The 13,110-nt window shown below is 71.4% G+C and carries 10 protein-coding genes; 6 read left to right on the forward strand and 4 right to left on the reverse strand.

What is annotated here, in order from left to right:
- Window positions 1–32 precede the first annotated feature (32 nt).
- From ACOKM3_RS26255 to ACOKM3_RS26265, 3 genes are all read left to right on the forward strand, one after another.
- Window positions 33–1,190, forward strand: coding sequence for an acyl-CoA dehydrogenase family protein (locus ACOKM3_RS26255; protein ID WP_266719348.1), 1,158 nt, complete (start codon window positions 33–35; stop codon window positions 1,188–1,190).
- A 35-nt stretch (window positions 1,191–1,225) separates the two neighbouring features.
- Complete coding sequence (locus ACOKM3_RS26260; RefSeq protein WP_426903481.1) at window positions 1,226–2,098, forward strand: acyl-CoA thioesterase; 873 nt, start codon at window positions 1,226–1,228, stop codon at window positions 2,096–2,098.
- 61 nt (window positions 2,099–2,159) lie between these two features.
- Window positions 2,160–3,125 carry a cation diffusion facilitator family transporter gene (locus ACOKM3_RS26265; RefSeq protein ID WP_426903483.1) on the forward strand — a complete coding sequence of 322 codons (966 nt, stop codon included), beginning with the start codon at window positions 2,160–2,162 and terminating at the stop codon, window positions 3,123–3,125.
- A 90-nt stretch (window positions 3,126–3,215) separates the two neighbouring features.
- Here the strand turns inward: ACOKM3_RS26265 and ACOKM3_RS26270 are convergent, their stop codons facing one another.
- Complete coding sequence (locus tag ACOKM3_RS26270; RefSeq protein ID WP_426903484.1) at window positions 3,216–4,016, reverse strand: phosphatase; 801 nt, start codon at window positions 4,014–4,016, stop codon at window positions 3,216–3,218.
- Between the two features lie 63 nt (window positions 4,017–4,079).
- Window positions 4,080–5,492, reverse strand: coding sequence for a PucR family transcriptional regulator (locus ACOKM3_RS26275; RefSeq protein ID WP_426903485.1), 1,413 nt, complete (start codon window positions 5,490–5,492; stop codon window positions 4,080–4,082).
- 204 nt (window positions 5,493–5,696) lie between these two features.
- Here ACOKM3_RS26275 and ACOKM3_RS26280 point away from each other — a divergent pair, with 204 nt between their 5' ends.
- From ACOKM3_RS26280 to ACOKM3_RS26290, 3 genes are read left to right on the forward strand one after another with little or no spacing between them, the layout of a single operon-like run.
- On the forward strand, window positions 5,697–7,172 hold the full coding sequence (locus tag ACOKM3_RS26280; protein WP_426903486.1) for a sodium:solute symporter family protein: 1,476 nt from the start codon (window positions 5,697–5,699) through the stop codon (window positions 7,170–7,172).
- Between the two features lie 48 nt (window positions 7,173–7,220).
- Complete coding sequence (speB, locus tag ACOKM3_RS26285) at window positions 7,221–8,213, forward strand: agmatinase (protein WP_426906901.1); 993 nt, start codon at window positions 7,221–7,223, stop codon at window positions 8,211–8,213.
- Window positions 8,214–8,239: 26 nt separating this feature from the next.
- Window positions 8,240–9,913 (forward strand): thiamine pyrophosphate-binding protein, encoded by a 1,674-nt coding sequence (locus ACOKM3_RS26290; RefSeq protein ID WP_426903487.1) that lies wholly within the window; start codon window positions 8,240–8,242, stop codon window positions 9,911–9,913.
- Between the two features lie 26 nt (window positions 9,914–9,939).
- On the opposite strand, the gene ACOKM3_RS26295 is transcribed toward ACOKM3_RS26290, so the two are convergent.
- Entirely contained in the window at window positions 9,940–10,722 is a 783-nt protein-coding gene (locus tag ACOKM3_RS26295; protein WP_426903489.1) for an endonuclease I family protein, read from the reverse strand.
- A 153-nt stretch (window positions 10,723–10,875) separates the two neighbouring features.
- The gene (locus ACOKM3_RS26300; RefSeq protein ID WP_426903491.1) at window positions 10,876–13,062 is read right to left on the reverse strand and encodes an ArnT family glycosyltransferase; all 2,187 of its coding nucleotides are present in this window, start codon (window positions 13,060–13,062) and stop codon (window positions 10,876–10,878) included.
- Between the last annotated feature and the right edge of the window lie 48 nt (window positions 13,063–13,110).

Raw genomic sequence — 13,110 nt, forward strand, 5'->3', positions numbered from 1 at the left:
TCCGCACACTCGTCGTAGAGGGAGAGTTCTCCGTGCGCCGTACCGTTTTTGATGAGGACCACGAGGCGTTCCGGGAGACCCTGCGCGCCTTCATCGAGGCCGAGGTCGTCCCCCACTACGACGAGTGGTTCCAGCAGGGCATCGTGCCGCGCGAGCTCTACTCGAAGATGGCCGACCTGGGCCTCTTCGGCATCAACGTGCCGGAGGAGTTCGGCGGCGCCGGCCTGGACACCCACAAGTTCGAGGCCATCCAGTACGAGGAGACCGCCCGCGCGGGCGTCTCCTTCGGTGGCTCCGGTGTGCACGTGCTGCTCGCCCTGCCGTACATCAAGCTGCTCGCCACCGACGAGCAGAAGAAGCGCTACCTGGAGAAGTTCGTCACCGGCGAGGAGATGTGGGCCCTCGCCATGACCGAGCCGGGCACCGGCTCCGACCTGGCCGGCATGAAGACCACGGCCAAGCTCTCCGACGACGGCACGCACTACGTGCTCAACGGCTCGAAGACGTTCATCACCGGTGGCGTGCACGCCGACCGCGTCATCGTCTGCGCCCGCACCGCCGCGCCGACCGCCGAGGACCGCCGCCACGGCATCTCGCTGTTCGCCGTCGACACCAAGTCCGAGGGCTACTCGATCGGCCGCAAGCTCGACAAGCTCGGCCTGAAGACGTCCGACACCGCCGAGCTGGCGTTCGTCGACGTGAAGGTCCCCGTCGAGGACCTCCTCGGCGAGGAGAACAAGGGCTTCTACTACCTCGGCAAGAACCTCCCCTCCGAGCGCTGGGGCATCGCCTACGGCGCGTACGCGCAGGCCAAGGCCGCGGTGCAGTTCGCCAAGGCGTACGTCCAGGACCGCACGGTCTTCGGCAAGACCGTCGCGTCGTTCCAGAACACCAAGTTCGAACTGGCCGCCTGCCAGGCCGAGGTGGACGCCGCCGAGGCCGTCGCCGACCGCGCCCTGGAGGCCCTCGACGCCGGTGAGTTGAGCGCCGCCGAGGCCGCCTCCGCGAAGCTGTTCTGCACCGAGGTCGCGCACCGCGTCATCGACCGCTGCCTCCAGCTGCACGGCGGCTACGGGTTCATGAACGAGTACCCGATCGCCCGCCTGTACGCGGACAACCGCGTGAACCGCATCTACGGCGGCACCAGCGAGATCATGAAGTCGATCATCGCGAAGAACATGGGGCTGTAACCCGGCAGGAATCTCTGCTCGGTACAACTGACTCCATGCACAAGGCACTCGAATCCCTCCTCGATCTGCTCGACCTCGAGCAGATCGAGGAGGACATCTTCCGCGGCCAGTCCCGGTCCTCCGTCGTCCCGCGCGTCTTCGGCGGGCAGGTGGCGGCCCAGGCGCTGGTCGCGGCCGGCCGCACCGTCCCGGCCGACCGGCACGCCCACTCCCTGCACGCGTACTTCCTCGTCGCGGGGGACCCGGGCGCGCCCATCGTCTACACCGTCGACCGGATCCGCGACGGCCGCTCCTTCACCACGCGCCGCGTCGTCGCCGTCCAGCACGGACAGCCGATCTTCCACCTCTCCGCGTCCTTCCAGACGTACGAGGAGGGCCTCGAGCACCAGGCGGACATGCCGCCCGCCCCCGACCCCGAGTCGCTGCCGACCGCGGAGGAGATGCTCCCGCGCTACGTCGACGGGGTCCTGAAGCCCGACGTCGTCCAGCGTCTGCTCGAAGCCCGCGAGGCCGTCGACCTGCGGTACGTGGACGCGCCGCCGTTCGCCTTCGTCGGCGACCCGCAGCCCCCGCGGTCCCAGGTCTGGTTCCGCGCGCGCGACAAGCTCGCGGACGACCCGCTGCTGCACGTGTGCCTCGCGACGTACGTCTCCGACATGACGCTCCTCGACTCCGTGCTGCTCGCGCACGGGCGGGGCGGCTGGGCCGTCGGCGATGTCGTGGGCGCCTCCCTGGACCACGCGATGTGGTTCCACCGGCCGTTCCGGGCCGACGAATGGCTGCTGTACGACCAGGAGTCGCCGTCCACGTCCGGCGGGCGCGGGCTCGGGCAGGCCCGGATCTACACGCAGGACGGGCGGCTCGCGATCACCGTCATCCAGGAGGGTGTCGTGCGCGTTCCGCGCTGACCCGGGCGGCCGGGCGGGGCGTGGTTCGCGTTCCCTCCTGATCGGACATAACGTCCCGTACATGGATGAGCGTGCGGAAGAAGCGGGCGGGGAGAGCGTCTTCACGGTGGTCGTCGCGGCGGCGGCCAACCTGGGCATCGCCCTCGCGAAGGCCGTCGCCGGTGTCATCAGCGGCTCCAGCGCGATGCTCTCCGAGGCCGCGCACTCCTTCGCCGACACCGTCACGGAACTGCTGCTGCTCACCTCCCTGAAGCGCAGCGACAAGCCCGCCGACGAGGAGCATCCGCTCGGCTACGGAGGCGAGCGGTACGTATGGGCGCTGCTCGCGGCCGTCGCCACGTTCGTGGGTGGCGCCGTCTTCTCCCTGTACGACGGGATCCACACGCTCGTCGCGGGCGAGGAACTCGGCGATCCGGTCGTGTCGTACGTGGTGCTGGCCGTGGCGTTCGTCCTGGAAGGGTTCTCGCTGCGCACCGCGGTCAAGCAGGCGCGGGGCGAGGCGGCCCGGGTGCGGGTGCCCTTCGGTACGTATCTGCGGCACACGCCCGACACGGCGGTGAAGGCGGTCGTGCTGGAGGACAGTGCGGCGCTGGCGGGCCTGGTGCTCGCGGCCGGCGGGCTGCTCGGCTCGCAGCTCACCGGGTCCGGGGCGTGGGACGGGGCCGCGTCGCTGTGCATCGGTGCGCTGCTGTTGTGGGTGGCGTGGGTGCTCGGGCGGGCCAACGCGGAGTTGCTGGTGGGGCGGCCGTTGCCGAAGCCCTTCCGGGACGAGATCCGGCAGATCGTGCTCGGGGTCGAGCACGTCGAGGCCGTCCTTGAGCTGACCACGCTGGTGCAGGGGCCGCGGGAGGCGCTGGTCGCGGCGAAGGTGGACTTCCGGGATGCGTCCACCGCGGCGCAGATCGAGTGGGCCTGCGAGGACGCTTCGCGGAGGATTCGGGAGAGGTTTCCCGCGGTGCGGCGAGTGTTCTTGGACCCGACCCCGGGGTTCGCGGCGCGCCGCACGGAGGGGCTCAATCCGTGGTAGTTCACCCCCTGCGGGGGGGGCAAAAGATTGGGGCGCTGCCCCATACCCCGCTGGCTCTCGTCCAAAGGCGGGGCTTAATTTGCCGGACCGTTAAGCGAGGTCCGCCGCGGACAAGAGGTACGCCGTCATCGGGTCGTAGTGGCGTGGGCTCGTGACGTGGTCGTCCAAGGGGATCGTCACCTGCATCGTGCCTTCGGCCTCGCCAACGAACAGGGCCGGGTCGTTGCAGTCCGCGTAGCCGATGGAGTCCAGGCCCCGCTGGGCCGCGCACCCCGCCCAGCCGTGGTCGGCGACGACCAGGTCGGGCTGCGGGCGGCCCTCACGGGCGAGGCCGTCGAGGATCGCGGCCATGGGGTCGGGGGAGTGCGTGTGCCACAGCGTCGCGCCGCGCTCCAGCATCGCCACGTCCGCGAACTGGAAGACCATGCCCTCGTCCGTGGCCAGGCCCTCGGGGATCGTCATGATCTCGCAGCCCGCCGCGCGCAGCGCCGTCGCCGTCGCCCGGTGGACGTCGAGGAGGCCGCCCGGGTGGCCCGTGGCGAGCAGTACGCGCTGGTGGTCCTCCGCGGCCTTGCGCAGGCGCGCCGCCATCCGGTCCAGGGCGTCGACCGTCAGTTCCGGGTCGATGGTGTCCTGGCCGGAGCGGTGCCCGGGGTCCGGGACGACGCCGCAGCGTTCGGCCATGACGGCGAGCACGTCCTGCTCGTCGGTCCAGCGGTCGCCGAGTTCCAGGCCCAGCCAGTAGTGGCGGTCGCCGTTCGCGAGCTTGCGGTAGTGGGAGAGGTTGTTCTCGCGGGGCGTCGCCACGTCGCCCGCGATGCGGGTGCGGACGAGGTGGTCGATGAGGTCGGCGCGGGTCGGCGTATCGCTGGGCAGTCCGGGTATCGGCATACGCCCATTGTGCCGGGGGTCGCGGCGCGGCGGTGATCGGTTCCGGGGAGTGGACCCGCGGCGTCACCCCATGTGCCGGAGCGCGAACCAGAGTTCCATGCGGGTGTCCGGGTCGTCGACGTCCGCTTCCAGGAGCGTCGCGCAGCGGGCGATGCGCTGGCGGACCGTGTTGCGGTGGACGGTCAGGGCGAGGGCCGTGCCTTCCCAACTGCCGTGCAGGGAGAGCCAGGTGCGCAGGGTCTCCAGGAGCGCCGGCTTGCCGGACAGCGCGGCCAGGGTCGGCGCGGGGGTGTCGTCCGGGCGGTGGTGGGCCAGCGGGCTGCGGGTCGCCCGCGCGCGGGTGAGGGCGTGGGCCGCCTGGGTGTCGGCGAGCGGCAGGTCACGGGCGAGGGCCGGGGCGCTGACGCCGAGCACGTGGCCCGTGTGCGCCGTGACGTCCTGGTCGGACGGGATCAGGGCGCGGGTGAGCGAGTCGTCCGCGGCGGTGGAGGTCAGCGGGGTCGCCAGGTCGGGGGCCGGGCGGGGCGTGAGCGGGCGGGCGTGGATCACCCGCCAGGTGGTGTCCGCGCCCAGCAGCTCCGTCGCCGCCTCCGCGCGGTCCGCGCCGAGGAGGAGGTCGACCAGGCTCGCCGCGCGGCGCGTGTCGCCCGTCGAGCGGTGTTCGCCGGTGAGGAGCGACAGGAGGACCACCGCCGCTCCCGCGATCGTGTGGTCCCCCGGCGAGCGGACCTGCGTCGCGAGGCCGAGCGCGCCGCCCGTGCTCAGCGCGTACGCCGACAGATGCGTGCCGCCCACCGTGTCCGCGGCCGAGGACGGGGTGGGGAAGAGGTGCGTGGCGTGCGGGCGGACGACCGCCGTCAGTTCGGCGAGTGCCTCGCTCACGGCGTGCGGGGGACGCGTCCCCGCGTGGTGCGGCTCGTCGCCCTCCGGAGTGACGGCCACCGCGAACCCGCCGGTGCGCTGGGCGAGTTGACGCAGCACGGACGGGAGCGGGTCCGGCCGCGCCGCCGCCGAGGCCAACGCCTGCTGGGCCTCCGTGACCCGGCGCAGCTCCGCGTTCCTGGCCTGCGCCATCAGCTCCCACACGGCCCGCGCGACCCCGCTGAACGTGGTCCGCGGAGGGACTTCGAGGAGCGGGATTCCGAGGCGCTCGCAGGCCGCGACCAGTTCGGGCGGCACCGTGTCGAAGACCGGCGTCACACCGAAGCCGAGCGCCACCGCCCCGGACCGCGCGACCCGCTCCGCGTACTCCTCGAAGTAGCCGTCGGCGGGCGCGGCGGGCGCGTGCACGCCCGCCGTCAGGAGCAGCTCGCCGCCCAGCAGGTACGGCTCCGGGTCCGTCAGCTCCGACGTGTGCGCCGCGTGCACGAGGACGTCCGCCGCGTCGGGCCCCGCGATCCGGCGAAGGCCCAGGTCGGCGCGGGAGAGCACCGCGGCGAGCGGAATGCCCGGCGTGGGCGGCGCGGTCACGGGCATGTGTGGACGATTCCTTCAGCCATAATCCGATCAGTGGATGAAACGTACACTTCGCAGCTTCTTTTCGGCCACCTAGATTTCTTCCGACCGGTGGGTGCGGGTACGGGCGGATGTCCCCGACACCCCCAGGGGCCCGACAGGGGCTCCGCAGCCGGACAACTCCCTGCACGACACGCCACCGAGGTGGACGAAGGAGGACGCCCCATGGCCGTCGACTATGTAGTGATCGTCGTCTACCTGGCCGGGATGCTGGCGATGGGCTGGTGGGGCATGCGTCGCGCCAAGTCCAAGAGCGACTTCCTGGTCGCGGGCCGGCGCCTCGGCCCCGCCATGTACTCCGGGACGATGGCGGCCGTCGTGCTCGGTGGCGCCTCCACCATCGGCGGTGTCGGCCTCGGCTACCAGTACGGCCTGTCGGGCGCGTGGCTGGTGTTCACCATCGGCCTCGGCATCCTCGCCCTGTCGCTCTTCTTCTCGGCGCGCATCGCCCGCCTGAAGGTCTACACGGTCTCCGAGATGCTCGACCTGCGCTACGGCGGCGGCCGCACCGGGATGATCTCCGGCATCGTGATGTGGGCGTACACGCTGATGCTCGTGGTCACGTCCACCATCGCGTACGCGACGATCTTTGACGTCCTCTTCGACGTGCCGCGCACCCTGGCGATCATCGTCGGCGGCACCATCGTCGTCGCCTACTCGACGCTCGGCGGCATGTGGTCGATCACCATCACCGACATGGTGCAGTTCGTCGTGAAGACCATCGGCGTGCTGCTGATCCTGCTGCCGGTCGCCGTCGTCAAGGCGGGTGGCTTCAGTGAGATGAAGGCCCAGCTGCCCACCTCGTACTTCGACCCGCTGGGCATCGGCGGCGAGACGATCTTCACGTACGTGCTGATCTATACGTTCGGCCTCCTCATCGGGCAGGACATCTGGCAGCGCGTCTTCACCGCCCGCAACGACAAGGTGGCCCGCTGGGGCGGTACCGCCTCCGGCGTCTACTGCCTGGTCTACGCGATCGGCGGCGCGGTCATCGGCACGGCGGCGAAGGTCCTCTACCCGAAGGGGCTCGGCCAGGCCGACGAGGCGTTCGCGCAGATCGTCAAGGACGAACTGCCCGTCGGTGTCCGCGGGCTCGTCCTCGCCGCCGCCCTCGCGGCCGTCATGTCGACGTCGTCCGGAGCGCTCATCGCCTGCGCCACCGTCGCCAACAACGACATCTGGAAGCGGCTGCGCGGCGTCAAGGCCGAATCGTCCGGGGAGGACGAACACGACGAGGTCAAGGGCAACAGGATGTTCATCCTCGGCCTCGGCATCGTCGCGATCGTCATCTCGGTCCTTCTCAACAACGTCGTCGAGGCGCTGACCGTCGCCTACAACCTGCTCGTCGGCGGGCTGCTCGTGCCCATCATCGGCGGGCTGGTCTGGAAGCGCGGCACGGCTCCTGCCGCCCTCGCCTCCGTCGCCGTCGGCGGCCTCACCGTCATCGGCGCGATGTGGCACTACGGCATCCTCGCCAACGAGCCCGTGTACTACGGCCTCACCGCGTCACTCGTCGTCTACGTGATCGTGTCCCTGGCCACCCGGCCCACCGACGCCGCCGTCCTCGCCAACTGGCGCGAGCGGCTCGCCGGGCGCGGCGCCGAGGAGCCCGAGCCGGCTCCCGCCGCCGTCACGCAGTAATCCCGTACGAACCCCGTACGCACTCGCAGGAAAGAAGGCATGCGCGCAATGAACAGCAACGAGACGCCCCGCGTTCCCAACGGCCCCACGGGCGCCGTCGGACCGGTCGACTCCTCCCGGGTCCCGCGCTACGCGGGTCCCGCGACGTTCGCCCGCCTGCCCCGGCTCGACGAGGTGGACGCCGCCGACGTGGCGGTCGTCGGCGTCCCCTTCGACACCGGTGTCTCCTACCGGCCCGGCGCCCGCTTCGGCGGCAACGCGATCCGCGAGGCCTCCCGCCTCCTGCGCCCCTACAACCCGGCGCAGGACGCCTCCCCGTTCTCGCTCGCGCAGGTCGCGGACGCCGGTGACATCGCCGCCAACCCGTTCAACATCAACGAGGCCGTCGACACCATCGAGGCCGCCGCCGACGACCTGCTCGGCTCCGGCGCCCGCATGATGACGCTCGGCGGCGACCACACCATCGCGCTGCCGCTGCTGCGAAGCGTCGCCAAGAAGCACGGCCCGGTCGCGCTGCTGCACTTCGACGCGCACCTCGACACCTGGGACACGTACTTCGGCGCCGAGTACACGCACGGCACCCCGTTCCGCCGCGCCGTCGAGGAGGGCATCCTCGACACCTCCGCGCTCTCCCACGTCGGCACGCGCGGCCCGCTGTACGGCCGCTCCGACCTCACGGAGGACGAGAAGCTCGGCTTCGGCATCGTCACCTCGGCGGACGTCTACCGCCGCGGCGCCGACGAGGTCGCCGACCAGCTGCGCCAGCGCATCGGCGACCGCCCGCTGTACATCTCCATCGACATCGACTGCCTCGACCCGGCCCACGCGCCCGGCACCGGCACCCCGGAGGCGGGCGGCATGACCTCCCGCGAGCTCCTGGAGATCCTCCGCGGCCTTTCTTCGTGCAACCTGGTGTCAGCGGACGTCGTCGAGGTGGCGCCCGCGTACGACCACGCGGAGATCACGTCCGTCGCCGCCTCGCACACCGCGTACGAGCTGACGACGATCATGTCCCGCCAGATCGCCGAAGCGCGCGCCTGATACGCGCCTAAGGAGCCTGACCGCAAGTGACGCACGACCACGACCTTGAGCTGACGCCCACCCCCGAGCAGATCGCCGCGGCGCTCAACCCGCCCGCCGGGCGCAACGGCGGCGACCTCGTCGTCGAGACCCTGCACGGCCTCGGCGCGTCCACCGTCTTCGGTCTTCCGGGGCAGCACGCGCTCGGCATGTTCGACGCGCTGCGCCGGTCGTCGCTCAGGTACGTGGGGCTGCGCGTCGAGAACAACGCCGGGTTCGCGGCGGACGCGTACGGCCGGGTCACCGGAGAGGTGGCGCCGCTGCTCCTCTCCACCGGTCCGGGCTCGCTGATGTCGCTCGCCGCGCTCCAGGAGGCGGCGGCCGCTTCGGCGCCCGTGCTCGCGATCGGCAGCCAGATCCCGGTCGCCGGGCTCGGTGGTGGCCGCCACGGCTATCTGCACGAACTCCGCGACCAGCAGGCGTCGTTCCGGGACGTGGTCAAGTCCGTCCACACCGTCCGTACGCAGTCCCAGATCCCGTCGGCGATCGCCGAGGCCTGGGAGTCGGCGCTGAGCGCCCCGCACGGCCCGGTGTGGGTGGAGATCCCGCAGGACGTGCTCCTCGCCGAGACGACGCTTCCGGTCGTCACGGCGGTGGACGCGACCCCGCACGATCTGGTGCCGCGGCCCGAACTCACCGCCGTGGCCGCCGACTTGCTCGCCAAGGCCGAGCGTCCGGCGATCATCGCGGGCGGCGGCGTCGTCCGCGCCGACGCGACCGGCAAGCTGCGCGCGCTCGCCGAGCGGATCAACGCCCCCGTCGTCTCCACCTTCGGCGGCAAGGGCGCCTTCCCCTGGGAGCACCCGCTGTCGCTCCAGTCCTGGATGGAGGACCGGCACACGACGGACTTCCTGGAGGACGCCGATGTGCTCCTGGTGGTCGGCTCGGGACTCGGTGAACTCTCCTCGAACTACCACACGTTCAAGCCGCGCGGCCGCGTCATCCAGATCGAGGCGGACGCCGGCAAGCTGGAGTCCAACCACCCCGCCCTCGGTATCCACGCCGATGCACGGCTCGCGCTCCAGGCGCTGGTCGAGACGGTCGCCGAGCGCCCGGACGACAAGGCGCCCGCGCGCGTCGCAGCGGTCCTGAAGGCCGTACGGGAACGTATCGACGCCCAGGAACTCACCCTGGAGCAAGAGGTGTTGGCGTCGGTGCGCGAGGCGCTGCCGGCGGCGTCCCCGTCCTTCTGGGACATGACGATCCTCGCCTACTGGGCGTGGTCCGCGTGGCCGGGCGCCCTGCACTCGGCGCAGGGCGCGGGCGGCCTCGGCTACGGGTTCCCGGCGGCCATCGGCGCGGCCGCCGCCGATCCGACGACGCCCGTCCTCGCGGTCTCCGGCGACGGCGGCGCCATGTACTCCATCGCCGAACTGGCCACGGCGAAGCAGTACGACCTGAACGTCACCTGGCTGATCGTCGACGACGGCGGCTACGGCATCCTCCGCGAGTACATGACGGACGCCTTCGGCGAGGCCACGGCGACCGAGCTGGCCCGCCCCGACTTCGTGGCGCTCGCCGAGTCGTTCGGCGTCCCCGGGGTGCGGACCACCCCGGAGACGCTCAAGGACGATCTGGCGAAGGCGTTCGCCGCGCCGGGGCCGCGCGTCGTCGTGCTCCCGGCCCTGCTGCGGATGTTCGCGCCGACGCACCTGGGCTGACGCGGGCCGGGCCTACCGGATCGCGCCTACCAGATCGACTCGACCCACTCCGGGTGGTCGATGAACGGGTTGCGGTTGTGCTGGTAGGTGTCGTAGATGACCTCGTTGCGGTGCTGCTCGAAGGTGTCCGGCGGGTCCTCGTCGCTCCACTTCTTCAGGACCGACAGCTTGCCGATGTTCGGCGCGCTGCCGTTGTCCACGGAGTCGTTGGGTTCGAGGTCGGCGAAGGAGTCGTCGCCTTCGTAGCGGACCGCCATGTAGAGGATCATCCGTGCGACGTCGCCCTTGACGGCGTCGCGCGGCTCGAACGAGTCGGAGTCGGTGAGGCTGCCGCCGCCGTTGCTGACGGCGCTGCCGCCGTTGTCGAAGTCCTTGTTGCCGCGGACCGCGTTGACCTGGACGTCCTCGGGGCGCAGGTGGTGCAGGTCCGTGCCGGGGCCCGTCGCGGTGCCGAAGTCGCCGTGCGACTTGGCCCAGACGTGCTCGCGGTTCCAGTCGCCGCTGTCACCGCCGTTGGCGGACTTGGCGCGTGAGGTGCCGCTGTAGAGCAGGATCACGTTGGAGCTGTTGGCCGGGTCCTGGTCGGTGGCCTTCAGGGCGTCCCAGACCGCGTCGTAGGAGAGCTTCGTCTGGTCGCTGATGATCGTGTGCAGCGCGCTCTTCAGCTCGGTGCCGGTTTTGCCTTCGGCGTCTTGGTAGTACGCGTCGGCCGGGTTGACCGTTGCCGTCGCCGTCGCTGTGGGGAGGGCGACGGCGGCCAGTACGGCCGCGGTGGTGAGGGCGAAGGTGCGTATGTGGATTCCGGGCATGTGGGGTGTCCGTCCGTTCTACGCGGGTTGATTGGGTGGAACGGAGCGTGACATGAACACGTATGGATTGGGTGAATGCGGGGCGTCGATCGTGTGACGACCCGGGTCCCTGACTGGGTGTCAGGGACCCGGGTGGCGGGGGGAGTTGCGGGGTCAGTTCACGTCGGACGGGTCCAGGCGGTACAGCGACTGGGTGTCGGTCGATCCGCCGGCCTTCACCGCCGTGCCGTGCTTCTTCACCCACTTGGTGACCGCGGAGCTGACGTCGTTGCCGCCGCCCATGGGGCCGCCCATGCCGCTCTCGCCGACCTGGATGTAGTGCAACTGGCCGCTTTTGACCAGCTTCTTGAGCTTGGCGACGGTCATGCCCTTGTCGGAGCCGGTGAAGCCGTACATGGAGATGACGGGCTTCTTCGTGCTCAGGATGACCTGTGCGGCGGACTGTGAATTGGACACCGCGAGCAGCCACTTGGCGCCGTCCTGGTGCTTCTCCAGGTACTTGATCAGGTCGCTGGAGACGTTGCCGCCCATGCCACCGCCACCCATGCCGCCGCGTGTGGCTCCGCCGCGTTGGCCGGACTCCTGCTTGCCGGAGCCGGAGCCCTGGTTGCCGTCGCCCTGGCCGCCGGGCATCTCGCCGCCGCCCGGGAAGCCGCCCTCGGGCGCCTGACCGCCGCCGGGCATCTCGCCGCCACCCGGCATCTCGCCGCCGCCCTGCTGCGAACCGCCACCCTGCTGGGAGCCGCCCTGCTGCTTGCCGCCGCCCGGCATCTCGCCGCCGCCGGGGAAGCCGCCGCGGCCACCACCCCCGCCGGGACCACCCATGCCGCCACCCGTCGAGGGCCCGGCCGTCGGGTTCGAACCGCCCATGCCGCCGCCCCCGCCGGAGGAGGAGAACGTCGTCGCGGAGGCGTACGCCGCCGGGCCCGCCACGGACGTGACCACCGCGGCCGCCACCGCCACGGCGAGCAGCCGCAGCTTGCGGCCCGTGGACGTACGGAAGACGAGCAGACCCGCGATCGCGAGCGCCATGACGACCGCGATCACCGGCCACAGCCAGCTGTTCCAGCCGGAGGCGCGCCGCAGCAGCACCGCCGACCAGATCCCGGTCACGGCGAGCGCGACCGGCAGCACCCACGCCCACCGCTTGTCCGTACGGAAGGCGCGCAGCAGCATCACGCCGCCACCGCCGCACAGCGCCGCGATGCCGGGGGCGACGGCCGTCGTGTAGTACGGGTGCATGGTGCCTTCGGCCGTGGCGAAGGTGACGTAGTGCAGGAGCAGCCAGCCGCCCCACAGCACGAGCGCGGCGCGGGTGATGTCGGTGCGCTTGGCGCGACCGCACAGCACCAGACCGCCGACGAGCGCGATCGCCGCGAACGGGATCAGCCACGAGATCTGGCCGCCGAGCGTGTCGTTGAAGAGCCGGCCGAGGCCCGCGGTCCCGGAGAAGCCGCCGCCTCCGCCGCCGGCGCCCCCGCCGTTGCCCTCGCCGCCGAGGATCCGGCCGAAGCCGTTGTAGCCCATGATCAGGTCCCAGGCGGAGCCGTCCGTCGAGCCGCCGATGTAGGGGCGGCTGTCGGCCGGTGCGAGGGAGACGGCCGTCGCCCACCAGAGGCTGGAGACGGCGAGTACCACGGCGGCGAGCACCAGGTTGCGGACCTTCTTCGCCCAGCCGAGGTCGGACGCGTACACGTACACGGCGAAGACCACGGGCAGCGCGATGTAGCCCTGGAGCATCTTGGTGTTGAAGGCCAGACCGAAGCACGCCGCGGAGGCGAGCAGCGGGAGCAGCCTGCCGTCACGGGTGGCGCGCAGCGCGAGGGCCGCGCCGCCCACCATCAGGAGCACCAGGAGGGTGTCCGGGTTGTTGTCCCGGTTGATGGCGACGGTGATCGGGGTCAGGGCGAGGACGAGGGCGGCGACGATCGCCGCCGCGTGGCCCCACACCCGCTTCACGGAGGAGTGCAGGATCCAGATCGAGCCGAGCCCGGCGGCGACCTGCGGCAGCATCATCTGCCAGGTGCCGAAGCCGAAGATCCGGCAGGACAGGCTCATCACCATCAACGAGAACGGCGGCTTGTCCACCGTCAGGAAGTTGCCCGCGTCGATGGAGCCGAAGAACCAGGCCTTCCAGCTCTGCGTGCCGCTGTAGATCGCGGCGCTGTAGAAGCTGTTGAGGCTGTTCGACGACAGGTTCCAGGAGTACAGCACCCCGGCGAGCACGAGGATCGCGAGCAGCGCCGGCAGCGACCAGCGCGGCGTGCGGCGCACGCCCGGCGGGTCCACCGGCGGTGGGGGTGCGGGTGCGTGGGAATGCGATTCGGTCAAGGAGGTCACCACTGCACCGTGCACGGCGCCGGTGGGGGCGGGCTGTGGTGAAGCTGG

It is taken from the genome of Streptomyces nidicola, assembly GCF_050106155.1.
Classification (GTDB): Bacteria; Actinomycetota; Actinomycetes; order Streptomycetales; family Streptomycetaceae; genus Streptomyces.

Bases quoted from the DNA above. Each gene is read 5' to 3' on its own strand.
- ACOKM3_RS26260 (WP_426903481.1), top strand. From the start codon at position 1,226: ATGCACAAGGCACTCGAATCCCTCCTCGATCTGCTCGACCTCGAGCAG.
- ACOKM3_RS26265 (WP_426903483.1), top strand. From the start codon at position 2,160: ATGGATGAGCGTGCGGAAGAAGCGGGCGGGGAGAGCGTCTTCACGGTG.
- ACOKM3_RS26270 (WP_426903484.1), bottom strand. From the start codon at position 4,016: ATGCCGATACCCGGACTGCCCAGCGATACGCCGACCCGCGCCGACCTC.
- ACOKM3_RS26275 (WP_426903485.1), bottom strand. From the start codon at position 5,492: ATGCCCGTGACCGCGCCGCCCACGCCGGGCATTCCGCTCGCCGCGGTG.
- ACOKM3_RS26280 (WP_426903486.1), top strand. From the start codon at position 5,697: ATGGCCGTCGACTATGTAGTGATCGTCGTCTACCTGGCCGGGATGCTG.
- speB (WP_426906901.1), top strand. From the start codon at position 7,221: ATGAACAGCAACGAGACGCCCCGCGTTCCCAACGGCCCCACGGGCGCC.
- ACOKM3_RS26295 (WP_426903489.1), bottom strand. From the start codon at position 10,722: ATGCCCGGAATCCACATACGCACCTTCGCCCTCACCACCGCGGCCGTA.